This window comes from Paenibacillus sp. J31P316, from assembly GCF_056269105.1.
This window is the reverse complement of record NZ_JBWDNI010000003.1, coordinates 900,430-925,652: the sequence shown is the minus strand read 5'-3', so window position 1 is coordinate 925,652 and position 25,223 is coordinate 900,430. Positions and strand designations below refer to the sequence as shown.

The window sequence follows — 25,223 nt, the reverse complement described above, 5'->3', positions numbered from 1 at the left end:
CGGGGCGGCTTTTCTGTCAATCGCAAACTTACAAGCCTTTATCGTATTCGAAGCCAATCGATTGCAGGAATACGCGGGCAAGGACGGCATGTCCGGTTTGGTTCGGATGCACCCGGTCCCAGGCAATCGTACCCGAGTACAGATGCTCCAGCACGCGGTTGAACGCTTCCTGCGTATCCACGAACAATGTATCGTACTTGGCTGCGATCCGTTTGACTGCCGCGCCGTACAGATCCATCTGCGCTCTCATCCGGTCGCTCGGATTCGGCTCTATGTAGAACGGCGTCAAGAGCACCAGACCTTTCAGCTTCGGAAGCGTAGCTGCCACCAGCGCTTCCAGCGTCGCTTCGTACTCCTCCAGATAAACATGCGACTCCTTGTTCGTCGGCGAGTCGAACTGACGCCAGACGTCGTTCGTGCCGATCATGATCGACAGCCAGTCCGGCTTGAGATCCAGCACGTCGGTCTGCCAACGGTCATTCAGATCGCGGACGGTATTGCCGCTTGAACCCATATTGACGACACGGATGCCGAGCTCCGGATAGGTCGAAGTGAGCAGCGCATCCACTACGCCCACATAACCCTTGCCGATCGCGTCAAACAATCCTTCGCCGACCGGTCGTGCACGGCCGCAGTCCGTAATCGAATCCCCGATCATGACCAGCTTTTCATTTTGACCAATACGCATATCGATTCCCTCCCCTTAATAATCCCCTAGGAAAAATTGCATCGTCTTATCGGTGAAGCCCGGCAGTCCTTCGTGACCGAAATCCGGGTAAATCTCCACCCGCTTCGGCGCGGTAATTTTGTTGTATGCCGCAAACTGCGAGGACGGCGGGCAAATCGTGTCCATAAGGCCGACGCCCATCATCACTTCGCCTTGGATTCGGTTCGCAAGATGCTGAATGTCGATATAACCAAGCTTCATGAAAATTTCGTCTTCGCGCTCATGCTGCGGATCGAAATTGCGGAAATACGCTTTCAATTCCGCGTAAGCGTCCTTCGCCAGGTCCATCTGCCAGACGCGGCGGTAGTCGCTCAGGAACGGGAACACCGGCGCGAGCTTCTTGATTCTCGGTTCCAACGCGGCGCAAGCGATCGTCAATGCGCCGCCTTGCGAGCCGCCCATCGCATACACGCGCGTCGAATCGACTTCAGGGCTGTCGATCGCGATTCCCGCCAGCTGCGCGCAGTCCAGGAAGATATGGCGGAACAGGAGATGGTCGGGATCCCCGTCGAGCCCGCGGATAATATGGCCGTTCAGCGTGTTGCCCGCGACGCCGCCCGTGTCTTCGGAGTAGCCGCCTTGACCGCGGCAATCCAGCGAGAAGATCGAGAAGCCAAGCGAGACGAAGCTCAGTTTATCGGCCCATTCTCCCGCAGAGCCGGAATAACCGTGAAATTGGACGACAGCCGGGTGCGGCTGCTCCGAGTGCCGCGGCCGTGCATACTTGGCATGGACGCGCGCGCCTCTGACGCCCGTGAAATACAAATCGAAGCATTCGGCAGCCGGCGTTTGAAATTTGCTCGGCACAAGCTCGATCGCGGCATCCACGCCGCGCATCTCGGTCAGCGCTCTTTCCCAGTACGCATCGAAGTCGCCGGGTCTGGGATTGATTCCTGAATACGTTTGCAATTCTTGTAACGGCATATCGATTGCTGGCATTTGATCTCTCCTTCACCTCATAAGATTCCTTTTTTATGTTACGTGTTCGAACGGCCAACTGTAAAGTAGCGATTCGTTATTTAATGTGAATGCTCGCGGCCATTGAGGGCAAAATGACATCATCGAGGAGGGAAGACCATGCGGATTTTTGGGGGATTGCGTAAAGCGCTGCTGCTTGTACTCGGATGGACGATCTTATCTTGTTCCGCCGGTGATTTTCAAGGCGAGGATACCCGCGCCCAAGCGAACGCGACCTCGGCAGTGAGCGGACAGAACCGGCTGATGCCGCCCTCGCAGCCTGATGAATCGGAAGCGGATGCCTTCTCCGGTCAAGCGGGCAAAAAAAAGCGAACCCGCACCAAGCCAGTGTCCTGGGTGACGCTTCAAAAGCGTTACCCCGGCTCGTTCGTTATCTGGGGATCACGGCGTTACCGCAGAGTCGCGCTGACCTTCGACGATGTCCCGGATCCCGCCTATACGCCGCAAGTGCTTGAGACGCTTGCCCGCTATAAAGTAAGGGCGACCTTCTTCGTCGTCGGCCAGCGCGCCGCGGCCTATCCCGCGCTCGTGCAGCGCATGGTCAGGGAAGGTCATATCGTCGGCAATCATTCGTGGAATCATCCCGTCTTCTCCAGAATCTCGCAGTATGCCATGCAGCAGCAGATTTTACGAACCGATTGGGTGCTGCGTCCGCTTATCGGCTACAGCCCGCGTTTCGTCCGCCCGCCTTATGGCGAAATCCTGCCGGCGCAAGTCGAGTGGCTTCGGAACGGCGGCTATACCGTGGTCAACTGGGATGTCGACTCCCAGGATTGGCGCAGCTTGAGCAGCCAAGCCATTCTAATCAACATCAAGAGAACGCTGCAGCCGGGCTCCATTATCCTGCAGCATGCCGGAGGCGGCAAAGGGCAAGACCTGTCCGGAACCGTAGCCGCATTGCCCCGTCTCATCAAGCTGCTCCGCAGCAAGGGCTATATCATCGTCACCTTGTCCGAGCTGCTCGGGAAGCCTGCTGCCCGCAGACAGCAATAAACGATCCGTCATCGGCAACGATAAAAGGCAGCCCGCGGGGGCTGCCTTTTGTCGTTGCTTATGATTAATCGAGAATGAATACTTTCACATTTTGAAAGCCGAAATTGCTTGCTTCTTTTCTGGACTGCGGAACGAAAATATCGATCCGGTTGCCGCTGATGGCGCTGCCCTGATCAGATGCGACGGCAATCATGCCGCCGGAAGGAAGTCCGTTGAAATCGTAACCCGTGACGTAAACTTTGCTCCCCATCGGAATCACGTCCGGATCGACCGCGATCGTGCCGAGCTTAAGCGGATTGCCGAAATAATCGACGGCTCCCCAGCCATTCTCCTCCGCAGCAGCGGTATACGCGCTTGCCTTCACTTGTACGACATCCGTATATACATACGATTTGCCTTTTACCGAGACGCGATTCAGCTGAGGCTTCTTCGTCGTCTTCGATTTCTTCGCCGTCGCAGCTGCCGACGATTTCTTCGGCGCCGCCTTCGCAACGGACTTCTTCACAGCTTTCTTCGGAGCGGCGCTCTTCGCCGCTTTCGGAGCTTCTGCCCCTGCAGCCTTAGGGGCTGCTTTGGCAACGGAAGCCACCGCCGCTGCGAGGTTGGCACCTGCTGCTGATTTCATCAGCTTGACGGCTGGCTGCCCGCTCCGGGCCGGTGCTGCGGCCGTCTCCACCGTAGGCGGAATAACGAGCTGCAGTCCCTCGTAGATGTTGCCTGCGTCCACGAACGGATTGGCCTGCATCAGTTCGCTGATCGTAATGCCGAACTTGCCGGACAGCTTCCAGAACGTGTCGTCTTCATTCGCCTTGTACAGACCTTGCGCCTTTACGGCTCCGGATTGCGACAGAATGGCAATGCCGAGCACTGCTGCTGCAATGCCCTTTTTCCAGGTGTTATTCATGTTGTCGATTGCCTCCTTGGATTTACGGTCATATATCCGTGCGGATGATATATGAACGTCATCGCGACAACGACCGAACCGCCGATTGAAGCGGAGTGTGGACGTCGTTCGTCGCATGCGGCCTGCGAGGTTAGTTGTCGGATTCGGATTGAGGAGTTCAACCCTACGCACGATCGTGTGCGATTCACCCCAGCGCCATGGCGCGGTGTATCCGTCATGTGATGGACATCAGATGACGGAACCGGAGCAATATGACTTGCCCCAAAAGATCCCCCGTACGGTGAAGTTTCGGCTCGCGTAATAGAATACCATAGTCGTGAATGCTAAACCTACCGGTAAATACAACCACTGAGGCAGGTTCTGTATGTTTTACCCGTTTTTGGGCAATGAAATGGTCACCGTCGTTCCGATGCCGGGATAGCTGGACAGATCGATTTTTCCGCGATGTCCTTCGATAATACGGTAGCAAACCATTAAACCGAGACCGGTTCCGCTTTCCTTGGTCGTAAAGAAAGGGCCGCCGAGAAACGGCAGCAGATCCTCCGGAATGCCGATCCCTTGGTCGGTAATCGCCACGGAGATGGTGTCGGAGTCGCTCGAATTCAGCGTGATGCGCGTCGTGCCGCCTTTGGGCATCGCTTCAATCGCATTTTTGACCACGTTGACGAATACCTGCTTGAGCTGATTCTCCTCGCACAGCAGCACGGCGGTCTCCGCATCGTAGCTGGCAACGAGCTGCACGTTGTTGATAACGGCTTGCGTCTCGAGCAGCGTCAGCACGCTCTGGATCGTCTTGACGAGATCATGCCGGCGAAATTGATTCGCCTGCGGCTTCGCCAGCGCCATGAATTCCTGCACGATCGAATTGATGCGGTCCAGCTCCACGAGCATAATGTCGAAGTATTCGTGATAGGTGTTGATTTTCGTCTTCAGAAATTTGGAGAACCCGATCAACGAGGTCAGCGGATTGCGGATCTCATGGGCGATGCCTGCCGCCATTTGGCCGACCACCGACAGCTTCTCCGACTGGATAAGCGCCTCTTCTTCTTTCTTGCGGTCGCGGATGTCCCGGAACACGCTCTGCACGACTGTCCCTTTGCCGGGATAATGGCGGATTCGCGTGCTGGAAGCTTCCACGTCGATGATTTCGCCGGTAACGCTGATCAACTTGGATTCTTCAAAATCATTGGGCTCGTCGGTTTCCAAAATATCTTTGAGCCGCTCCTTGGCGGTCTCCCAATTATCGGAGTGCACGTAATCCTGTACGCGGGGCTTGGCCATCAATTCCGCTTCCGTCACGCCGAGTATGCGCAGTCCTGCCTGATTCGTGAATAAAATCGTCTCGCAGTCATGGACGAAAATCGGTTCGGGCAAATACTTGATCAGCCGCTGGTAACTCATGGAATCCGGGCGCAATTCTTGCGCGGAATCCTTGCCGGCGCCAGGCTGAAGCTCGAGCTTTCGTTTCAATTGCGAAGCAAGCAAACGATTGCAGTAAACGGCTCTGCGCCTCATGTCCCAACCCCCGAAACGATATTCTTGTAAGAATTCGCTTCGAACGGTCCAATCCCTTCGGCATTAAAAACAATTAATGTTGTTTCATCCCTTTGATCAGGATATCGATGCCTCCCTGGAAAATCGGAAGGGTGCGCGCCAGCAGACTGTCGGTCGGCTCCGAATGCCCCGTATAGGTACTGACGAAACCTTGCAAGTAGTAGAAGAGGACGCGGGCCCTGTTCGTCACGGCCTCCTCGCTGCCGCCGTCCGTACCGTCTGCCGATAGGGCTAGCTGCAAAGAATGCCTCATTTGCGCAAACAACCGATTGCGGATGACGTTGATCGGAAGCTCCGGATCCGGATCGTCCACCCGTACCGAGCCTGAAATAAACAGCACGGTCTGGAGGCTGCCGTTGCTCAGGCAGAAGGTAACGAAGCTCGCGCAGACGGCCATGAGCCTGTCGATCGGCGAAACGTTCTCGCGGTTCATCTCCGTCAGAAATTCGGCTTCCAGCTCTAACAGCGAAGGAATGGCGATCTGCTGCAGCAGCTCTTCCTTGTTCTTGAAATACAAATAAATCGCCGTATGCGAGCAGCCGGCCTGCTTGGCGATTTCGCGCATCGTGACATGCGGATAGCCTTTCTCCGCGAATAGCTCGGCGGCGGATTGGCGAATCGCCGCTTTCATGTCTTCGGTCATTTGTTTTCGTTTCGACAGCATCGCGTATCGGACCCCTTTTTTATATAACCATTGGTTACATTTTATACGACGTCCGACGGCATGTAAAGAAAGCGGCCCCGGAGAGGGCCGCTTCGAAGTGCTGCGAAATGAGCTTAGGACGTGAATTCCTGTACCCATTCGCCGTTATAGTAGGCTACGCCGATCTTGCCGTAATGGCTGCCCAAGATGTTCGCTTTATGACCTGCGCTGTTCATCCAAGCCGTCATGACTTCCTGAGGCGTACGCTGGCCCTTGGCGATATTCTCGCCGGCATAGGAATAAGTAACGCCGTAGGCACGCATCATATCAAAGGGCGAGCCGTACGTCGGCGAATTATGATCGAAATAGTTGTTGGCATACATATCCTTCGCTTTATCCAGCGCGACCTTCGTCAGCAAAGAATCGGATTTCAGCGCGGACAGACCCGCATTAGCGCGTTCCTTGTTCACGAGCGTCACGACTTGCGCAGCGAACGTGCTCTTATCCGTCGTGCTCGTTCCCGGATTCGACGTTGTTCCACCCGAGGCGGAACCGGCTGAGCCCGCTGTCCCTGTTGTCGGTACCTTAACCGTCATGCCGGCCCAAATGTTATTCGGGTTCGCGATGGACGGATTGGCCGCGATCAAAGCGCCCAGGCTGACGCCGTACTTCTGCGCGATTTTGTACATCGTATCGCTGTTCGTCACTTTATACGTTACGGAAGTGTTCACGGAGGCTGCTTCTGCCTTCTGCAGTGTTGCTCCTCCTCCAAGCGCGATCAAACCTGCTGCGAGTACGCTTACTACACCTGTTCGAAATGGTTGCATCTTCATGAAAAATCCTCCTCGTGCGTCAAAGTGTGTTGCCGGTCTTTCCGACGCCACCCATGGTAACACGGGAAAAAGGGCATTACATCCCATAAAATCTTCCATTACGACTGGAAATGAAACTGCTGCAGCACTTCGTCATCGACATAATCAAGGCTGTCCGCCTTCTTCAAATTGCAGTCCGCGCAAGCGCATACGCAGTTCGCCGGCGTCGATAGACCGCCTTTGGATTTGGGCAAAACATGGTCGATCGTATCTCCGAAATCGCCGCAGTATCGGCATACATAATCGTCGCGCTGCAGCACGAGCAGCCTGAAATCGGTCTTGGTGTACAGCTTGTGGATCAAGCCGGGATGAATGATGCCCGCAGCCCCTTCCTCCACCATTCGGATCGCCATTTCGGTCGGAATCTCCGTCGACCAGCGCTTGCCCGTCTCGCGTTTGCCGCGCAGGCGGATCATGCCGCGTCCGCGGTCGTTCAACAGCGAGGTCTTGAACGAGAAATTGCCTTTGACGGGAATGATGACGCGGTCCGGCGGGCGAACGTATTCGGTATCCAAGACCGCTTCCGCTTCGGCCTCCATCTTCCGTTTGGAAGATTTGCCGCCGCGCGCGCGCCGGCGTTTGCGCTTCCGTTTGCGCGGAGCTGCAGTCTGACCGTCTTGCTCCTGTCCGCCGTCATGCTCTGCGTCCGCTTCTTGGACCCCGTCGAGTTCCTCCGGTTCGTCGACCGATGCCGCACCTTCTTCCGGCTTGTCCTGCCCGTCCAGACGCCGCAAGTCAGTCCCTTTCTTCCTTCTGCGCCGGCGTTTGCGCTTCGGTTTCGGCGGCACCGCTCCGCTCTCCTCGGCAAAATCGACCTCGACAGCGGCGTTATCGACATGGACGTTATCGCGTGGAACCTTATCGACAGGTACCTTCACGACAAGATCAATGTCCGAATCGAGCGCTTCGTCGGGTCCGATTTCTTCAGGCAATTCTCCGCGGAGGGAATGCTTCTGCTTCTTCATTCTTCTCCTGCGCTTGCGCTTCGGCGACGCCGAGGCGGTCTCCGCAGCCTGCGGCGTTTCTTCCGCCGCGGCAATCGCAAGCACCGCTTCGCCAGCGGCTGCCCCTTCAGGCTGCTCAGCCGACTGCTTGCGCTTGCGCAGGCAGGACCGGCAGGTTCCTCTCCTGCCGCTGCTGCCCGACCTTTTGGTATAGGCGGAGAGCGGCTTCTCCCTGCCGCAGGCCGCGCATGCTTTCAACTCCGTCATCTTCTGCTTCGCTCCGTTCGTCCGTTCGTCTTCGTTCATATCAATAGTCCGTGCATCTTGCGGAACTGTTCCGGCGTCATGCCTTCCGCTTTTCCGAACGCCGCGATGAAATGGCTGGAATCCCGGTAACCGGACAGTTGGGCAATGTCTTTGATGGATTGTTTGTTGTCCCCGAAGCTCATCATCTCTTTGGACTTAATGATCCGAAGTCGAATCAGATAGGCATAGGCGGTAATGCCGAAGGCCTGCCGAAACAACGAGTTCAAGTAGCGCGGGCTGATGTCCAGCTGATGCGCCATATCGGAAAGTCCTATCTCCGGATCCCCGTAATGCTCGTCCAGCCAGTGCAGCAGCGGATCCAGCTTCTCCAAATGCTGGTAGACGGAGGAACGCCCGCCCTTTTGTCCGTAAATTTTGATCATGGTCAAGAACCGATACAGTGCAGCCGAAGCATTAAGTCCCGTTCGGTCGTCGTCCTTGCTGATCTGCTCGATCATGCCCATCAGCTGCCGCGTAATCGGCGCATCGTCGTTCCAATGGAGCCATTCCGTATGGCGAATGCCAAGCGAAGCCAGCATGGAAGCTGCCAGCGCGCCGCCGAAAGTGACGTAGAGTGTGGTCCATTTCTTCCCGCCCTTGGCAGCGTAAGAATGCGGAACGCCCGGAAACAGCATCGAGCCGCTGCCCGGCGGAAGGGAGTAACGGCGCCCGTTAAGCAGAAATTCGCCTTCCCCTTCAAGCGTCTGCAGCCAATGAAAATTCGGATAGCCTTTGGTGCGATCTATAGATTCCTGATCTGGATTATAACCGATACTGTCCATGTAGAGTGGAAGGTCATATTCGCCGAGCGTGAACATGTAACGGTTCATATGCGCGTCGAAGAAGATTGGTTTCTGCCCGTCCTGCTGTTCCATATTATCATATCCTGCCAATCGTATTTTATATATCCGTCAGCTCCAGCTTACCATAAAATGGACCTATTATCACTATGGACACTAGAAGGGAACGATCAACATGGATACAACCAAGCTGCCCAAAATGTTATATGGAGGCGACTACAATCCCGAGCAGTGGGACGCCTCGATCTGGCCGGAGGATATGCGCCTGCTTGAGCTGGCCGGCATGAATATCGCGACCGTCAACGTATTCTCGTGGGCCATGCTGCAGCCGGGCGAAGACCAATATGATTTCGAGACGCTGGACCGCATGATGGACATGCTGAGCTCCAATGGCATATACGCCTGCCTGGCGACAGGCACCGGCGCGCATCCGGCATGGATGGCCCGCCGGCATCCGGACGTTCTCCGTACGGATTTTGAAGGCCGGAAGCGCAAATTCGGCGGGCGCCACAATTCCTGTCCGAACAGCCCGACTTACCGCATCTATGCGCAGCGGCTCGCCGACAAGCTGGGCGAACGCTACAAGAACCATCCCGCGCTGCTGCTTTGGCATGTATCCAATGAGTACGGCGGCGATTGCTATTGCGACAACTGCGCAGCGGCCTTCCGCGTCTGGCTGCAGCGGAAATACGGCTCGCTGGACAAGCTGAACGAACAATGGAACACCCGTTTCTGGGGACATACCTTCTATGATTGGGAAGAAATCGTGCTTCCAAACGCGCTCTCCGAGCAATGGTCGGATACAAGAACGAATTTTCAGGGCATTTCGCTGGATTACGCGCGCTTTAATTCGGATGGACTGTTGGATTGCTACAAGCTGGAATACGAGGTGCTGAAGAAACATACGCCGGATGTGCCGATCACGACGAACCTGATGGGCACTTATAAGCCGCTGGATTACTTCAAATGGGCCAAACATATGGATATCGTCGCCTGGGACAACTATCCCGGCATGGATACGCCTGTCAGCCTGACGGCCATGACCCATGACCTCATGCGCGGCCTGAAAGGCGGCAAGCCGTTCCTGCTCATGGAACAGACGCCAAGCCAGCAGAATTGGCAGGCCTACAATACGTTGAAGCGGCCAGGCGTCATGCGCTTGTGGAGCTACCAGGCTGTCGCTCATGGCTCCGACAGCGTGATGTTCTTCCAGCTGCGCCGATCCGTCGGCGCCTGCGAGAAGTACCACGGCGCGTTGATCGAGCATGTCGGCCACGAGCATACGCGCGTCTTCCGCGAGTGCGCGCAGCTCGGCGAAGAGCTGCAGCGTCTGGAAGGCAAGCTGCTGGGCTCGCGGCTTCCAAGCCGGGTCGCGATTATGTTCGACTGGGAGAATCGGTGGGCGATCGAATATTCCAGCGGGCCGAGCGTCGACCTCAAATACGTCGACGAGGTCCAGCGTTATTACAAAGCGCTTTATGAATTGGGCCATGCCGTCGACATGATTTCGTTCGAAGATGATTTAGCCGGGTACGACATCGTGCTCGCGCCGGTGATGTATATGGTCAAGCCCGGAATGGCCGCGCGCATCGAAAGCTTCGTTGCGGACGGCGGCATTTTCGTCACGACGTTCTTCAGCGGCATCGTGAACGAGAACGATCTTGTGACGCTGGGCGGTTATCCAGGCGAATTGCGCAAGGTGCTGGGCATATGGGCGGAAGAGATCGATGCCCTGTTCCCCGCCCGCACGAATTCCATCGTCTTGAAGGAATCGCTCGGCACGCTGGGAGGCTCCTACAGCTGCTCCCTGCTATGCGATCTGATTCATGCCGAAAGCGCGGAAACGATCGCCGAATACGGGGATGACTTCTATGCAGGCATGCCCGTGCTCACCCGCAATCGATTCGGCGCCGGCGAGGCCTGGTATGTAGCATCGAGTCCGGACGATACATTCCTGCAAGGTTTCCTCGGCGAGCTGTGCCGCCGGAGAAACATCCTTCCGCTTCCGGGAAAGGCGCCTGGCGTAGAGGTGACCCGCCGCGAAAAGGATGGACAAGCGTATTTGTTCGTCCTGAATCATAACGAACAGGCAGCGAAGATCGATCTCGGCAGCGTGAGCGGCATCGATCTGATCTCGGGCCGCGCAATCGCCGGCGAGGTCGTGCTTGACGGCCGCGGCGTCCTGATCGTGGAGCATCTAGCTTGATCTTCCTTGTTCCGAAATCGCATAGCTCCTTTTGCCGCTGAACATATTAGTGGTTAGAAAGGAGCTTGATACTGAGATGAAACGATTTTTCGGAACGCTGCTCGGTTTAGTTTTGGCATTCGGCGTAGGTGCAATTATTTATAACTCCGTCAGGGACACGACGCCGAACGGCAACACGTACCATTCTGCCAGCAAGGACGGGCACCGCATCGGAATGAATACCGTCGACAGAAACCGGGTTACGACCTATAACGACGGTACCATGCGCGCCAAGCAGTCGGGCAACATCGATCTGAACCCGCTGAACGATTGGCTGCGTCAGATGTACCCCGGTAGTGCCAATTATTATAATGGCAATACGGGCGGTAACGCGGGGAACGCGGGTAATGGCTACTACAATCCCGGTAATACAGGCAACGCCGGGAACGCGGGCAATGGCTACTACAATCCCGGCAATACAGGCAATACGGGCAATACCGGAAACAAAACAGGCAATACGGGCAGCGGAGCCGGAACGGGATCCGGAACGACGGTGGACTCCAGCATCGCTAACCAAATTCTGGCCAAGGTGAACGCCGAGCGAGCCAAAGCCGGGGTTGGCGCGCTGACGCTCAGCGCCAGCTTGAACAAGGTCGCCCAAGCCAAATCGGCCGATATGCGCGACAAAAACTACTTCGATCACCAATCGCCGACTTACGGCAGCCCGTTCGATATGATGAAATCGTTCGGCGTCAGTTATTCTTATGCCGGCGAGAACATCGCTGCAGGCCAGCAGTCCGTCGATGCCGTCATGACGGCATGGATGAACAGCCCCGGCCATCGTCAGAATATTCTCAGCGCCAACTACACCCAGCTCGGTGTAGGCTACGCCCAGGGCGGCAGCATGAACCCTTACTGGACGCAGGAGTTTATCAAGCCTTAACCAAGACTACCTAGCCTTATCTATGCCTGCGAAAGCACGACTTCTATCGCTTTGCGAGAGAAGCCGTGCTTTCTTTACGTGCAGCGGTCATTCGGCGTCCCCGCGGCTTTGCGGAACGCTCCCGGCGTCGCTTCGGTTTCCTTCTTGAACATTTTCGCAAAGTGGTGAATATCCGCGAAGCCGCAATAGGCCGCGATGTCTTCCATGGCCAGATCGGGATCCCGCAGCAGCTCCATGGCATGCTGGATACGCAGCCGGAGCAAATACCGATGCGGCGCGACGCCGAACTGCTCCTTGAATTTCGCGCTGAAGCGGGACGGAGACAAGTTTGCCCTAGCCGCCATTTCCTGCACGCTGAGCGGCTCCGACAGGCGGAAGGAAATGAACGAGGTGATCCAGTTCATCGGCTGCGGCGCCGATTTCTCCGTCTGCTTCAAGTCTTCGGAATGATCCTCCAGAATCGCGTGGAGAATCTCCGCGGCCAGCGTCTGCGCCCGCAGCTGCATCAGCGGATTGCGCCGCTGCCAGCTGTCGACCATTTCCAATAGTTTGTCGCGCAGCTGGATCGGCTGCTTTGGCCGCAGTTGGACCGGAATATCGATGCCATGAAGATCATTCAAGCGCGGCTGAAGCAAATGCTTGTAAGGCGTCAGATCGATTTGTCCGCTGCGCGTCGGAAAGCGTTCCTCCCTGAATGCATCGTAGAACCAATCCAAGTGGGCGAACGGCGTAATCGTATTCGTCTTCCCTTCCAGCACGGTCAAGCTGCCCGGTTGAATCAGACAAAAATCGCCGCTACGCAGCTCATACGCTTTCCCGTCGACATGAAAGAGGCAGTCGCCCTCCTGGATGTAGACGAGCAAATAATCGAGCAACCTTCTCGCTGCCATGCTCCACGGTTCCCGAACCGCAAAATCGCTCTCGCGGATATAAGGCGCAATCGGCTGCGTCGCCATGAGTTCGGACAAATACATGAACATGCCTCCCCTTCTCCGATTCGGTGTTCACTTTCATTCATTATAGGAGATGACAGTCGTTTTTGACAAAAGATTCAGCGGTTTGTTACAAAGATTTCCGAAGGCGCCGCATCCTATAATGAAATCATTCGAGCACCCTATCACAGGCATCCTGGGGGATGACTAAAGGAGACGTTGAACGATCATGGCGACAACAGCCGACTATGCACAGCTTCCTTCGCTTCACGACGATTATTCGCTAAGCGAGGATCAAAAAGCGTCTTATCAGCGCAACGGACATATTTTGCTGAGAGAAGTGGCGACGCAGGAAGAAATTAACGCTTACGAGCCCGTCATCGCGGATGTGGTCCGCGAGCACAATTACATGACGAAGCCCGTCGCGGAGCGTGACACCTATGGCAAGGCATTTATTCAAATCGGCAACCTGTGGCAGCTGAACGAAGGGGCAAAACGTTTCGTCATGGCGAGACGCTTCGCCAAAATCGCAGCCGAATTGATGGGCGTCGAAGGCGTCCGCATCTACCACGACCAAGCGTTGTTCAAGGAGCCGGGCGGCGGTCATACGCCATGGCATCAGGATCAAATCTACTGGCCGCTGGATACGCCGAACACGATCACGCTCTGGATGCCGCTCGTACCGGTCTCCGAAGAGGTCGGCTCCATGACGTTCGTCGACGGCTCGCAAACATTCGGGTACCTGTCCCGCCAAGAAATATCGGACGAATCCCATAAGACGCTCGGTTCCTTCATCGAGGGCAAACAGCTGCCGAAGACCAATTACGGCGCCTTGGCGGCCGGGGACGCTACCTTCCATGCCGGCTGGACGCTTCATTCCGCGCCGGGCAATCCGACGGACGCCATGCGCGAGGTCATGACGATTATCTATATCGCCGACGGCGTTCGCATCGTAGAACCGGATTCCAATTCCCGCAGAAACGATATGCACGGCTGGTTCCCGGGTCTCGGACCGGGCGATCTGGCTGCTTCGCCGCTCAATCCGCTCGTCTATAAGGCGTAACTGCAGCCGCAAAGCACGATTACTTTGTTCCAACGACAATTCAGGAAGATGCAGATGATAAGAACAGCCTGGGGAGGAAGCAGAACTCTGCTTCCTCCCCAGGCTGTCTGTAGAGAACGGTGCGGTGCCATTGGGTCATCGGCAGCTATTCGGCGCGTATAGGCGATATGGAACATGCTAGGATTCACCTTGTTTCCGAAATAGATGCAAATCTGCATTTAATTTCGAATATCAAGCGGGTTCCAATGGAATAGATGCAAAAGTGCAGTTATTTATCCAATTAATCGTAAAAAAGACTCAAAGTCAGTCAATTAGCTGCAGATATGCAGTTATTTCCATTAATCAGACATGATCGTCGAAAATAACGGCAGATATGCAGTTATTTGATGCAAAATCCTTGTATCGATTGTTGCGCGAAGCTTGAAAGTCGACTAGACGGTCGTTTTTCGCTTCGTGGATCATGCTCGATGCTGGAGAAGTGCACACGGCAAAAAGCTGTTCCGAAACGAAAAGCAAGGATTGAACGAAGCTTCGCGGATGCTAAACAGCTCCACGGGTTTCGCTATTGTCGTTGGCGGGGGGCTACACAACAAGCGTTGATGACCGCCGTCGTAGTACAGAACATGAAAAAGATCGCCATCGACCTAGAACGAAAGGCGTAAGCAAAGCAAACTCATGCCCAAGCTTATTCATTTATGGGCTCCAAAAACAAAAGAGAAACCGGCCGTTTTGAAAAAAAACGGTGGTTTCTCTACGATCTGAGGAGGAAGCAGATGTGCTGCTTCCTCCCTTTTTGCTTGTTTTGCCGTGTTGATTGCCGCGCCTTACAGGCTGATCACTTTACCCGTCGCCTGCGATTCGAACGCGGCCAAGATGACGGCCAGCGATTTGCGGCCTTCTTCGCCGGAGATGCTTGGCGGCGTGTTCGTCACGAGGCTCTCGATGAACGCGTCGATGACGCCGCTCGACTCCTGCTTGTCGTTGGTGGCAATCGCGCCGACGTTATAGCGCTCGACCGAGCCGTTGCGCAGCTCGACGATGATTTGATCGCGCGGATCCGTGCCGATCTTCATCACGCCGTTCTCGCACCAAAGCACCGTGCTGTTGTCCTCGCCTTTATAGTACGTCCAGCTGGCAATAAGCGTGCCGATCGCGCCGCTCTTCATGCGCAGCAAGCAAGTCGCGTTATCGTCGATGTCGGTGTCCTTCTTGTCCAGCGTGCCGATGAAGCCGGTTACCTGCGCGACTTCGTCGTTCAGCAGGTAGCGGATCAAGTCGGACTTATGAACGCCGAGGTCGCCCATCGCGCCCATGATCGCTTCCGGTCGGCGGAAGAACCAGCTGCCTCTGCCGTCCACGCTCCAGCCCTCCGGACCCGGGTGACCGAACGACGTCCGGAATGTCAGGACGCGGCCGAGAACGCCGGAATCCAAGATGGCTTTCGCCTTCACGTGAGGAGGCATCAGACGTTGGTTGTGACCGACCATCAGATACACGCCGTTCTTCGCCGCGGCTTCGATCATCGCTGCCGCTTCTTCGTCCGTGGAAGCCATCGGCTTCTCGACGAGGACATGCGCGCCGGCGTTGGCGGCCGCAATCGAGACCTCCGCATGCAGGTAGTTCGGCGTACAGACGCTTACTGCATCCGGTTTGACTTCGCTCAGCATATCTTCGTATGAAGCGAACGCTTTGGCGTCGAACTCATCGGCGAGCTTGTTCGCACGCTCCAATACGGGATCGACGAACGCGACCAGCGTTACGTTGGGATTGACGGCGTATTCCGGAATATGACGGCGCTGCGCGATCGCGCCGCAGCCGACGACGGCTACACGAATTTTAGTCATGCTAATATAGCTCCTCTTTAATTGAAGATGATTACGCTTTGTGGCCGTTCGTTTTCAGCCAGTCCATGCTCGTTTGAACGGATTCCAGCGGCGGGTTGGCGCAAGTGTCCTGCTCGACAATGAGCCATTCCACGTTCGCTTTCTCGGCAGCTCCGATAATGTCGTTCAGCGCCAGGTCGCCGCGGCCGAGCTCGACCGTATCGATTTGACCGCCGGCTTCGCCTTTGCGGAAGTCTTTCAAGTGAAGCAGCGGCAGACGGCCCGCGTATTTCGCGATGTAGGCAAGCGGATCCTGGCCCGAGTATTGCACCCAGCCGATATCCATTTCGACCTTCAGCAGATCTGCAGGAAGCTTCGTGTACATGGCATCGAATACGAACTCGCCGTCGATTTTGAGCGCGAATTCGAAGTCGTGGTTATGGTAGCCGAATTGCAGGCCTTCCTGCTTCAAGCGCTCGCCGATGCCAGCGAACTGTTCGATCAGGGCGCGCCAGAACGATTCGCCTTTGGAGACGTTCTCCGGCGAGATCCACGGGCAGACGACATACGTCGCGCCGATTGTTTTCAGATAGGAGATTTCTTCTTCCAGCTTCTCTTCCAGGTTGCTCAGGCTAACGTGGCTGCCGAATGCTTCCAGGTTCAGCTCGTTCAGCAAATCGCGCATTTCTTCGGCCGGAACGTCGCCGTAACCAGCGAATTCAACGCCTTCGTAGCCCATTGCCGCAACCTTGCGAAGCGTGCCTTTCATATCTTTAGCTGTTTCGTCGCGAAGCGTATAAAGCTGCAATCCGATTTTCATCTGATAATCGTCCCTTCGATTTGCGTCGCTGCGCGAATCGCGCTGCATACGTCATGTTTGGTTTACCAATCTGACACTCATTATAGTAGAAATGAAGCGATGGCAAGATGTATTATATAACAGTGACATGTCCAATATTGCTGCAAAGTGGGGTTTGCTCTCGTGTTTGCCGAAATTATGAGCTGCGGCTATTCTTATCATTCGCAGCCTTTCCAAATGACGAATCCCGAAGGGCTTCGCGCCTATCTGTTCCGTTTTCAAACGGAGGGATCCTGCGAAGCGCTCGTCGACGGCCGCATGCAGCGCATCGAAGCCGGCGATCTGCTGCTGTTTAAGCCCGGCGATTCCTATAGCCTCAACGTCTCCTCCCCGCTTCAGGACGTCTCGTCCGCGGACGGCACCGGCATTTCAAGCGGCGATTATTTCGTGATCTGCCGCGGAGAATGGCTGGACGAATGGTGGAACCGCAGAGAGCGCAGGCGGAAAGTCAAGGTCGTGCCGGACGAACGGTGGCTGTCGCTGTGGCAGGCGCTCATTCTGGAGAAGCGGCGATTCGAGGAGGAAGACTCGGAGCTCGCCGATTATTTGCTCCGCGCGCTCTGCCTGGGGCTCGACCGCGCCGTCGCCACGCAATCCGTCCTGCAGGGCAAATCGTTCGTCGCCACACGCATGAAAAATTTCATCGACGAACAAGCCGCGCTCTCCTTCACGATCGCGGACGTCGCCGCCCATGTCGGCCTCAGCGTGTCGCGTACCGTCCATCTGTTTAAGGAATGCTATGGCTTGACCATCATACAGTATACCCAAAACGTCCGGTTATCCATGGCCATCGAGCGGATCAAATACAGCAGCATGACCTTGGATCAAGTGGCGGAAACCTGCGGCTTCGGTAGCTATTCGTACTTCTTCCGCGTCTTCCGGCAGAAGTACGGCGTGTCGCCAGCGGCCTACCGGGTGAAGTGACGGACGCGCTCGCCAAGCCATGCAAAGCAGCCCTTTCCGGGCATGTCCGTCTCCCTGCGCGACAGCCGCGGACCGGCCGGGACGCACGGCTCGTTTCTTTACCTGGATCGTTTTTTTCTCTATAATTGCGATTAAAGAGGTGTGACATGATTATTATAAAAACCAAAGACGAAATCGAAAACATGCGCAAAGCAGGCGAAATTCTAGCGGCCTGCCATCGCGAAATCAAAGGCATGATCAAGCCGGGGGTCACCACGAACGAGATCGATCAGTTCGCCGAGAAATTCATCAAGCAGCACGGCGCCACGCCTGAGCAGAAGGGATATAAAGGCTATGCGTTCGCGACCTGCGCGTCCGTGAACGACGTGATCTGCCATGGCTTCCCTTCGTCCGCCGCGCTGAAGGACGGCGATATCGTGACGATCGACATGGTCGTCAATTTGAACGGCTGGCTGGCGGATTCCGCTTGGTCTTACCCCGTCGGCAACGTGTCCGAGGAAGCGGCGACGCTCCTGGCCGTCACCGAAGCGTCGATGTACAAAGGCATCGAGCAGGCGGTCGTCGGCAACCGCATGGGCGACGTGTCCAATGCCATTCAGAAATACGCGGAGGAGAACGGCTTCTCCGTCGTGCGCGATTTCATCGGGCACGGCATCGGCCAAGACATGCACGAAGAGCCGCAGGTGCCGCATTACGGTCCTCCCGGACGAGGCATCCGCCTGAAGGCCGGCATGGTCATGACGGTCGAGCCGATGCTGAACACGGGCGCTTGGCAAAGCAAGATCGACAGCGACGGCTGGACCGCGCGCACGATCGACGGCGGCCTCTCCGCTCAATACGAGCACACGATCGCGATTACGGATGAAGGTCCGATCATTCTGACCAAGCAGTAGCCGATTCGTAATTACATGCATGAAGAAGGGCCTTTCCTGGCAGCTGCCAAGGAAAGGCCCTTTGTTTATTGATATTATGCAAAGCGCAAGTCTACCGGCCGACAATGGTTATAAAACTCCGCGTCAGTCTTCCATCCTTAGCCCAAACATCTCTCGATCAGCGCCATCCGGATGTACAAGCCGTTCTGAGCTTGACGGAAGTAGGCCGCCCGCGGATCGTTGTCGACCTCCGGGTGAATCTCGCCGGCGCGCGGCAGCGGATGCAGGATAAGCGCATTGCGCTTCATCGTATCGACGAGCTTGCGGTCGATAATGAATTTCCCCTCCGCCTTGCTGTATTCCTCCAAAGAAGGAAAACGCTCCTTCTGGATGCGGGTTTGATAGAACACGTCCGCCGTGGTCGCAAGGCTCTCCAGCTCGGTCGCTTCCTCATAGGCGACGCCCTTCTCGTCCAAATACTGCTTCACATAGGTAGGGATGCGCACGTTATCGGGCGAGATGAACGAAATGCGAACATCCCGGTAATTGGCCAGCAGATAGCTAAGCGAATGTACCGTCCGGCCATAGGTCAGATCACCGATCATGGCGATATGGACGCCATCGATGCCTCCGAATTCCTTCTGAATCGTGTATAAGTCCAGCAGCGCCTGGGTCGGATGCTCCCCGGAGCCGTCGCCTGCATTAATGACGGGGACGTCCGACACCGCGGCAGCTCGCTTCGCCGCGCCGATCTCGGTATGCCGCATGACGATGAGATCGCTGTAGCCGGATATAATCCGAATCGTATCTTCCAGCGTCTCCCCTTTGATCGCCGAGGAGAACTGACTCGCATTCTCCGTCCCGATGACTCTTCCGCTGAGCCGGTGCATCGCCGATTCGAACGAGAAGCGCGTCCGCGTGCTCGGCTCGAAGAACAGCGTGCTCATGATTTTGTTCGGATACCGCTGGATGCCGCCGCGTTCGGCCGCCTGCTCCATTTCTTTCGATGAAACGAACAGCTCGTCCAGCTGTTCCCGGTCGAACTGCTTGGCTCCCAGTACATGATAGAGCGTACTCATCTCGCGTCCATTCCCTTCTGCCATAAATTCACTCCATCTGATTATAATGGAGCTGCCTACCGGAGACAAATCAGATGAGCACGGCCCTTCACTAGCCGATAATCAGCTTCTCTTCGGGATACTTGATGTTCAGCGGCTTCTTCCGCGACTTGAATAGGGAGATGAACAGGAACATGCCGATCCGTCCGAAGAACATGAGCAGGATAAGCGTGATTTTGCTTGCAGGATGCAGGGTCGAAGTGATGCCTGTCGACATGCCGCAGGTACCGAAGGCCGAGGCGACTTCGAAGAGCACCGCCGACAGATCGAATTTATGCGCTTCCGACACCAGCAGCGCGAATACGCCCGCCATGACCAGCAGGATCGATAGCGTGAAGAACACGAAGCTCTTCAGGATGTCCTCCCCGTTAATAGAACGGCGGAACGCGCGGGGTTCGTTCTCCCCTCGGAAGAACATGACGACGGTCAAGAAGATGACGGCCACGGTCGTCGTTCGAACGCCGCCTCCGACGCTCGACGGGCTTGCTCCGATAAACATGAGGCCGGATACGATCAGCAGCGTAGACTGATGCAGCATAGAGACGTCGACCGTCGTCAGTCCCGCGCTGCGGGAGGTTACGGACAAGAACAGCGCGTTCATGAGCCCGGTGCCGGCGGACATATCGCCGAAGGTATGTCGGGCCTCCGTCAGCCAAATCGCTGCAGCCCCGCCGACCAGCAGCACCGCGTGCGTCACAAGCGTAAGCTTCGTAAACAAGGAGAAGCGAAACCGCGCGCCCTTCTCCTTCCAGCTGCGCACGAACCGCCACAGCTCCACGAGCACCGGAAACCCCACCGCACCCAGCACGATCAGCAGCATGGTGAGAATTTGGATAGGCGCATTGTTGGAATAGCGCATGAGCGAATCGCCGAATAGATCGAAGCCGGCGTTCGTAAACGCAGATATCGCATGGAACAAGCCGTAGTACGCAGCCTTAGCGAGCGAATCCGTATAACCCGACGCGTAGATGAAAGCCGTAAACAGCAGCGTGCCGATCAGCTCGATGACCAGGGTCAGAATAAGGACGATGCGCATCAGCTCGACTAGTCCCGACAGCTGGTTCTGATTCTGATCGATCATGATTAGCTTCCGCTCAAGAAGGCCGATATGCTTGCCTACGAGCATCCAATAGAAGCTGCCAAGCGTCATGATGCCGACCGCGCCGAACTGAAACGCCACAAGCAGCACCGCGACTCCGAAGCCGTTGAACGTCTCTCCCGTGCTTACGGTCGTCAAGCCCGTCACGCTGATCGCGCTTACGGACGTGAACAAGGCATCGAGCGGCGATACCGAGACGCCTTCCTTCCAGCTGATCGGAAGCATGAGCAGCAGAGCTGTCAGCATGATGACGATGAAATAAGCGCCCGACATAAGCTGCGCCGGGGATAATACCGTTAGTAGTTTTTTGATCATGGCTGCGGTTTCACTTCCTTCATCTTACAATTGTAAACGAAGTCGCAGGGCCGCATACAGTCTTTTCGACAAAAAAACCTCCCGAAAGGGAGGCGCGAGGACGGATCGTACTATGGAAGCGGAACGATATAGACGCGGCTCTGCGAGTCCGCGAGATAGGCTCTGACGAGTTCCTCGCGCTTGCTGGCCACAAAGTAAAACGGATCTGCGATGTACGTCTCCCCCGCAGCCGCGATCGCGCTGATTTTCGCATGGATCGCGGCCATGTCCTGTTCCGGCATGTAGATGCTCCCGCCGTCCATATCGAGCGCCCATACCCATACGACCGAGCATGGAACATAAACATCGCAAACTTCGCCCAAGAGCTCCTTGAGCGCATTGAAGTTGCGCGTCTCCAAGTAATAATCGACGAGCGCTGTCCGAAGCACCATTTCCGCTGAATCCTCCAACACGATTGCCGGAGCCTTGCCTGCGCTTGACGACATTGCGAATATCCCCCGACCGAGCAACTGAAACCTCCAACTAGCATATAACATTATTTCCTTATATATCCTATTTCAGTTATAGCACGACATGTTCATTCCTGTCACGAAAAAGAAGCTCCGATGCGCATTGCAGGGTTGAAACTAATCAGAAAAAGAAGCGAAAAACACCAACCTCCACTCTCCGAAAAAAGAAGCATCGATTCCGATATCTATTCTATTGAACCTCCTATTGCTTGGTGCTATATTCTTACTGAAAAATGAAAGGCAACAAAAAATACGGCCGATTCGTGCAGAAAGGAATGCCGCCTGTGACCAACGATTACGCAAGAGCTGCGCTTCGTGACGCCTGGCTGCGTCATCCGGTGCTAGGCGACCCGTCGTTCGACACGTTCGAACGAATCGGCGAAGCCGTTCATACGTCACGGCCGCCATTCGAATGGGCGGTCAACGGCTCGTTGTTTCGCGATCCGAAGGACGGCGCTTGGTACTATTACGCCGGGTTATATCCGTTTGGCTACGCTCTGATCCCGGGCGACACCTGCCACATCGTTATTTACCGCTCGGCTGACGAAGGCGCGAGTTGGACGAATCTTGGCCGCGCGTTCGAGCCCGGCTTCATCTTCGATGGACATACGGTCGCTTCGGACATTTGTCCCGATGCCGTTGCGATGTACGATGAGCTGACCGATACGTACTGGCTCAGCTACGACTGGTGCTCGAACAATTCGGACTGGACAGGCATTTTCAACCCGGAAGGAACGGGTACCGATTCCGGAGCTGCGCTGGCTTGGTCGAAAAGCCCCGCCGGCCCGTTCCATCGACTTCCGCGGCCGCACATTAGCAACGTCGCGCTCTCCGGCCATAAAGGCCGGTTCAAACGGATGTATGCCTCGACGCTGCTGAAGCGCGGCAGCGACTGGATCGCATTGACATTGTGCGATTCGAGCGACTGCTTTTCTTGGGGGCTCGCCGTTATGACGGCGCCTTCACCGGAAGGTCCATGGTCGCCGCCGACGATCGTGCTGTCCGTCGACGGGCCTGACTATTACCCGGCGCCAGTCGAGTTTTATCCGTGTTTTACCGCGGACGGGATCATCTACGCGCCAGCTACTTCAGTTGCAGCGTCGCGCAATTACCAGGCGGTATTCGCGGCAGCGATGGAAGATGCGCACAAACCGGAGGCGTGGCAGCTGAAATTCGACGGCAACGCCTGGCATAGCCGGCCGAGCGAGGACGAGAAATACGGCATCTGGGGACAAACGTTCCACGGCTTCGTGCAGGATGGACGCCTAAACGTCATGTACCCGTCCAAAAACGAACAAAACCACGGCACGTTGTTTGTCGCCTCGCGCCCTTGGCAGCAGCCGTTCAGCGACGGCTTCACCCTGTCGGCCCACGCCGGCAAATCAATCGCACCGCTGCTGGCCGGCTACGCGGACTTCGAGTTGCATGCTTCGTTTACGCTCGTTGGCACGATCGACATCGCGTTCGATTACGTGGGCTTCCTCGGGCCTAACAAAAGCGTCAGCGATGCGATCCCGCATCCGCTCGCGATTGCGGGCTACCAAGCGCTGCGCATTAGCGACGACAACAGTGCCAAGCTTCTGTCGGTTGACGCCGACGGCACCGAGCATGCGCTTGCGGCTGCCGGCTTTGACGCCGCGATCAGTAACGTACGGTTGCGGCGATCAGACGGCCGCATCATCGCTTCGAATGGCGATACGGTAATCGCCGATGTCGCTTACGATGCGGAAGGCGGCAAGCCGCTGGCGCTGATCGCGCACGAATGGTCGAACTTCTCTTGTCGATCGTTCGAGTTGAACGGTGCCGCCGGGAAGTACGAGCTGGCGTTCAACGGCTTTGACGCGCTGCTTGGCGCCGGCCAACGGGCTAGCGATTGGAACGCGGAGGACGTTGACGCCTCTTTGTTCCGTTCGGGAGCAGCGTTCGTAGGCAGCGGTGACCTGAAAGCGAAATGGAACGTGATCGGCAATGGCTTTGAGCTGCATGCGCCGACTTCTCCCGCGTGGGGAAAGGCAGACGTCTATGTGAACGGCGTCCTGAGCGGAACGGTGTCGTATTGGTCGGAGCAGGCAGAGCAATCCCGATCCGTCTTTGCGAGCGGTGCATTGCCGCAAGGCCGGTACGGCATTCTGCTGGTTGCCAACGAAGGAAGTTTCCCGCTTGATTATATCGTCGTATCCGGCTCCGGTAGCGTGGAACAAGATTAATCGAATTGCCCGACTGACGTTACCGAGGCTATCATGCAGACAGAAACAAACAAAGGCCGGTTCCCAGAATGAAGTTCATTCTGAAAACCAGCCTTTGTTTCGTATGCGGTCGGAGGGATTTGAACCCTCACGCCTTGTGAGCGCCACCCCCTCAAGATGGTGTGTCTGCCGTTCCACCACGACCGCGGAGTGATATGAAATTGTCATATCGATGAGGTAAAAGTGAGTCATGTAGGATTCGAACCTACGACACCCTGATTAAAAGTCAGGTGCTCTACCAACTGAGCTAATGACTCAAGATTCGAGGCAAAATTGGTGACCCGTAGGGGACTCGAACCCCTGTTACCTCCGTGAAAGGGAGGTGTCTTAACCACTTGACCAACGGGCCTTGCTTCGTCGTTTTTCGACAAGCTTTTCAAACGACAAGTAATAATATATCAGACCCGAAGCTCAATAGCAAGACATTTTTCAAAATAAATAAGAATCCAATAACTTACATCTATCTCGGCACAAAACGTATTGTTAACCATTCAACCCATACTTATTCTTCAAGATTCCATCAAAAAAAGCCCCTGAAAGATCAAGGACTGTTCGTTGTAAGGTTGGTGCGGTCGGAGGGATTTGAACCCTCACGCCTTGTGAGCGCCACCCCCTCAAGATGGTGTGTCTGCCGTTCCACCACGACCGCGAAGTGATATGAAGTTGTCCATATCGAGAAGCTAAATTGGTGACCCGTAGGGGACTCGAACCCCTGTTACCTCCGTGAAAGGGAGGTGTCTTAACCACTTGACCAACGGGCCTTGCTGACCGCTCTCGCAAACATGCAAGAAAGGTTTATAGAATTGTTCCGAGCAGGCCAAAGCCTTATGCCATAAAAATGGCGGAGAAGGAGGGATTCGAACCCTCGCACCACTTACGCAGTCTAACCCCTTAGCAGAGGGTCCCCTTGAGCCACTTGGGTACTTCTCCAAATATGGCTCCCCGAACAGGACTCGAACCTGTGACAACTCGATTAACAGTCGAGTGCTCTACCAACTGAGCTATCAGGGAATAATATTTAGTGACAAGAAATAATGTATCATGTCTTGGAAATGAAGTCAAGCTTAGATAATAATAATTGTCCGCGGCATCTGCCGCATGCGTAACGGCGCGGATCCGTCTTGCGTTTGCGCATATATTCCATCCCGCAGCTGCGGCATAGCAGCTTGAACCGGTAAGGCTCCGGCTTGCGCTTCTCCCCTGCCGGCAGCGCCTTGCAGAAGCGAGAACCTCCGACTTTGGCGAGCAGCTGCTTGAAATCCTGGTCACGGTGATTGTAGCCCCGCTTCAGAATATGCAGATGATAGTGGCATAGCTCGTGCTTGATGATCTTCTCCGTCTCTTCTTCGCCGAAATTGCGCAGCTGATGCGGACTGATCTCGATATCGTGCGTTTTCGTGAAATAGCGGCCGCCCGTCGACTTCAATCGCCCATTAAAGGTAGCCCGGTGGCGAAAAGGCAGTCCGAAATGTTGGATGGATACGCGTTCCACCCATTCCTGCAACAGATGATCTTGTTCCTGCATCCCTTTAATCTCCTCGCGCGGTAATACTTGAATTTTAAAGGACGAATACGCTACACTGTCAAGAGGTATTCATCGGATGTTCATGAAGG

At 55.7% G+C, this 25,223-nt stretch carries 22 protein-coding genes, 7 tRNA genes, 1 pseudogene and 1 riboswitch; of the genes and pseudogenes, 8 read left to right on the top strand and 22 right to left on the bottom strand.

The genetic code is table 11. The features are described 5' to 3' along the window. Positions 1 to 28: 28 nt before the first annotated feature. Together AC0YNU_RS15000 and AC0YNU_RS14995 are read right to left on the bottom strand one after the other, a co-directional pair. Positions 29 to 688 carry an SGNH/GDSL hydrolase family protein gene (locus AC0YNU_RS15000; RefSeq protein ID WP_475757807.1) on the bottom strand — a complete coding sequence of 220 codons (660 nt, stop codon included), beginning with the start codon at positions 686 to 688 and terminating at the stop codon, positions 29 to 31. 15 nt (positions 689 to 703) lie between these two features. Next, positions 704 to 1,666 (bottom strand): acetylxylan esterase, encoded by a 963-nt coding sequence (locus AC0YNU_RS14995; RefSeq protein ID WP_475757805.1) that lies wholly within the window; start codon positions 1,664 to 1,666, stop codon positions 704 to 706. Between the two features lie 138 nt (positions 1,667 to 1,804). Between AC0YNU_RS14995 and AC0YNU_RS14990 the strand changes: the two genes are divergently transcribed. Next, entirely contained in the window at positions 1,805 to 2,698 is an 894-nt protein-coding gene (locus tag AC0YNU_RS14990) for a polysaccharide deacetylase family protein (protein ID WP_475757802.1), read from the top strand. Between the two features lie 64 nt (positions 2,699 to 2,762). Here the strand turns inward: AC0YNU_RS14990 and AC0YNU_RS14985 are convergent, their stop codons facing one another. From AC0YNU_RS14985 to AC0YNU_RS14960, 6 genes are all read right to left on the bottom strand, one after another. Further along, positions 2,763 to 3,602, bottom strand: coding sequence for a 3D domain-containing protein (locus AC0YNU_RS14985; protein WP_475757800.1), 840 nt, complete (start codon positions 3,600 to 3,602; stop codon positions 2,763 to 2,765). 104 nt (positions 3,603 to 3,706) lie between these two features. Next, a riboswitch (cyclic di-AMP (ydaO/yuaA leader) is annotated at positions 3,707 to 3,906 on the bottom strand. Between the two features lie 65 nt (positions 3,907 to 3,971). Continuing rightward, entirely contained in the window at positions 3,972 to 5,117 is a 1,146-nt protein-coding gene (locus AC0YNU_RS14980) for an ATP-binding protein (RefSeq protein WP_475757798.1), read from the bottom strand. 73 nt (positions 5,118 to 5,190) lie between these two features. Next, the gene (locus AC0YNU_RS14975) at positions 5,191 to 5,820 is read right to left on the bottom strand and encodes a TetR/AcrR family transcriptional regulator (protein ID WP_475757796.1); all 630 of its coding nucleotides are present in this window, start codon (positions 5,818 to 5,820) and stop codon (positions 5,191 to 5,193) included. A 113-nt stretch (positions 5,821 to 5,933) separates the two neighbouring features. Further along, positions 5,934 to 6,632: a CAP domain-containing protein gene (locus AC0YNU_RS14970; RefSeq protein ID WP_475757794.1), complete on the bottom strand. Its 699-nt coding sequence runs from the start codon at positions 6,630 to 6,632 to the stop codon at positions 5,934 to 5,936. A gap of 98 nt (positions 6,633 to 6,730) precedes the next feature. Beyond that, positions 6,731 to 7,921: an HNH endonuclease gene (locus AC0YNU_RS14965; protein WP_475757792.1), complete on the bottom strand. Its 1,191-nt coding sequence runs from the start codon at positions 7,919 to 7,921 to the stop codon at positions 6,731 to 6,733. Then, positions 7,918 to 8,796, bottom strand: coding sequence for an AraC family transcriptional regulator (locus tag AC0YNU_RS14960; RefSeq protein ID WP_475757789.1), 879 nt, complete (start codon positions 8,794 to 8,796; stop codon positions 7,918 to 7,920). The genes AC0YNU_RS14965 and AC0YNU_RS14960 overlap by 4 nt, the downstream gene beginning before the upstream one ends. Before the next feature lie 100 nt (positions 8,797 to 8,896). Between AC0YNU_RS14960 and AC0YNU_RS14955 the strand changes: the two genes are divergently transcribed. Beyond that, the gene (locus AC0YNU_RS14955) at positions 8,897 to 10,927 is read left to right on the top strand and encodes a beta-galactosidase (RefSeq protein ID WP_475757787.1); all 2,031 of its coding nucleotides are present in this window, start codon (positions 8,897 to 8,899) and stop codon (positions 10,925 to 10,927) included. A 76-nt stretch (positions 10,928 to 11,003) separates the two neighbouring features. Beyond that, positions 11,004 to 11,849, top strand: a complete 846-nt coding sequence (locus AC0YNU_RS14950; protein WP_475757785.1) for a CAP domain-containing protein — start codon at positions 11,004 to 11,006, stop codon at positions 11,847 to 11,849. Between the two features lie 74 nt (positions 11,850 to 11,923). Here the strand turns inward: AC0YNU_RS14950 and AC0YNU_RS14945 are convergent, their stop codons facing one another. Continuing rightward, positions 11,924 to 12,823 (bottom strand): AraC family transcriptional regulator, encoded by a 900-nt coding sequence (locus AC0YNU_RS14945; RefSeq protein ID WP_475757783.1) that lies wholly within the window; start codon positions 12,821 to 12,823, stop codon positions 11,924 to 11,926. Between the two features lie 187 nt (positions 12,824 to 13,010). On the opposite strand from AC0YNU_RS14945, the gene AC0YNU_RS14940 reads away from it, so the two are divergent. Together AC0YNU_RS14940 and AC0YNU_RS14935 are read left to right on the top strand one after the other, a co-directional pair. Then, on the top strand, positions 13,011 to 13,844 hold the full coding sequence (locus AC0YNU_RS14940; RefSeq protein ID WP_475757781.1) for a phytanoyl-CoA dioxygenase family protein: 834 nt from the start codon (positions 13,011 to 13,013) through the stop codon (positions 13,842 to 13,844). Positions 13,845 to 14,347: 503 nt separating this feature from the next. Then, a pseudogene (locus AC0YNU_RS14935) lies at positions 14,348 to 14,506 on the top strand (transposase); the annotation flags it as partial. Positions 14,507 to 14,668: 162 nt separating this feature from the next. Here AC0YNU_RS14935 and AC0YNU_RS14930 read toward each other — a convergent pair. After that, positions 14,669 to 15,688 carry a Gfo/Idh/MocA family protein gene (locus AC0YNU_RS14930; protein ID WP_475757779.1) on the bottom strand — a complete coding sequence of 340 codons (1,020 nt, stop codon included), beginning with the start codon at positions 15,686 to 15,688 and terminating at the stop codon, positions 14,669 to 14,671. A gap of 31 nt (positions 15,689 to 15,719) precedes the next feature. Beyond that, a complete protein-coding gene (locus tag AC0YNU_RS14925) occupies positions 15,720 to 16,487 on the bottom strand; it encodes a sugar phosphate isomerase/epimerase family protein (RefSeq protein WP_475757777.1) in 768 nt (255 codons plus the stop codon). A gap of 162 nt (positions 16,488 to 16,649) precedes the next feature. Between AC0YNU_RS14925 and AC0YNU_RS14920 the strand changes: the two genes are divergently transcribed. Continuing rightward, positions 16,650 to 17,450, top strand: a complete 801-nt coding sequence (locus AC0YNU_RS14920) for an AraC family transcriptional regulator (RefSeq protein WP_475757775.1) — start codon at positions 16,650 to 16,652, stop codon at positions 17,448 to 17,450. Positions 17,451 to 17,596: 146 nt separating this feature from the next. After that, positions 17,597 to 18,343 carry a type I methionyl aminopeptidase gene (gene map / locus AC0YNU_RS14915; protein ID WP_475757772.1) on the top strand — a complete coding sequence of 249 codons (747 nt, stop codon included), beginning with the start codon at positions 17,597 to 17,599 and terminating at the stop codon, positions 18,341 to 18,343. A 137-nt stretch (positions 18,344 to 18,480) separates the two neighbouring features. On the opposite strand, the gene pyrB is transcribed toward map, so the two are convergent. From pyrB to AC0YNU_RS14900, 3 genes are all read right to left on the bottom strand, one after another. Then, a complete protein-coding gene (gene pyrB / locus AC0YNU_RS14910; RefSeq protein WP_475757770.1) occupies positions 18,481 to 19,425 on the bottom strand; it encodes an aspartate carbamoyltransferase in 945 nt (314 codons plus the stop codon). A gap of 67 nt (positions 19,426 to 19,492) precedes the next feature. Further along, entirely contained in the window at positions 19,493 to 20,854 is a 1,362-nt protein-coding gene (locus AC0YNU_RS14905; RefSeq protein WP_475757768.1) for a TrkH family potassium uptake protein, read from the bottom strand. A 110-nt stretch (positions 20,855 to 20,964) separates the two neighbouring features. Continuing rightward, positions 20,965 to 21,339 (bottom strand): hypothetical protein, encoded by a 375-nt coding sequence (locus AC0YNU_RS14900; protein ID WP_475757766.1) that lies wholly within the window; start codon positions 21,337 to 21,339, stop codon positions 20,965 to 20,967. Positions 21,340 to 21,647: 308 nt separating this feature from the next. Here AC0YNU_RS14900 and AC0YNU_RS14895 point away from each other — a divergent pair, with 308 nt between their 5' ends. After that, positions 21,648 to 23,570, top strand: coding sequence for a hypothetical protein (locus AC0YNU_RS14895; protein WP_475757763.1), 1,923 nt, complete (start codon positions 21,648 to 21,650; stop codon positions 23,568 to 23,570). Between the two features lie 104 nt (positions 23,571 to 23,674). Here the strand turns inward: AC0YNU_RS14895 and AC0YNU_RS14890 are convergent. The 8 genes from AC0YNU_RS14890 to AC0YNU_RS14855 all read right to left on the bottom strand — a co-directional run bounded on the left by AC0YNU_RS14890 (position 23,675) and on the right by AC0YNU_RS14855 (position 25,134). Beyond that, positions 23,675 to 23,756, bottom strand: a tRNA-Leu gene (locus tag AC0YNU_RS14890). A gap of 37 nt (positions 23,757 to 23,793) precedes the next feature. After that, a tRNA-Lys gene (locus AC0YNU_RS14885) sits at positions 23,794 to 23,866 on the bottom strand. 17 nt (positions 23,867 to 23,883) lie between these two features. Beyond that, a tRNA-Glu gene (locus AC0YNU_RS14880) sits at positions 23,884 to 23,958 on the bottom strand. Positions 23,959 to 24,173: 215 nt separating this feature from the next. Next, a tRNA-Leu gene (locus AC0YNU_RS14875) sits at positions 24,174 to 24,258 on the bottom strand. A 37-nt stretch (positions 24,259 to 24,295) separates the two neighbouring features. Next, positions 24,296 to 24,370 (bottom strand) — tRNA-Glu (locus AC0YNU_RS14870). Positions 24,371 to 24,448: 78 nt separating this feature from the next. Beyond that, positions 24,449 to 24,539 (bottom strand) — tRNA-Ser (locus AC0YNU_RS14865). Positions 24,540 to 24,544: 5 nt separating this feature from the next. Continuing rightward, positions 24,545 to 24,620 (bottom strand) — tRNA-Asn (locus tag AC0YNU_RS14860). Between the two features lie 28 nt (positions 24,621 to 24,648). Beyond that, the gene (locus tag AC0YNU_RS14855; protein WP_475757761.1) at positions 24,649 to 25,134 is read right to left on the bottom strand and encodes a SprT family protein; all 486 of its coding nucleotides are present in this window, start codon (positions 25,132 to 25,134) and stop codon (positions 24,649 to 24,651) included. Positions 25,135 to 25,223: the final 89 nt, after the last annotated feature.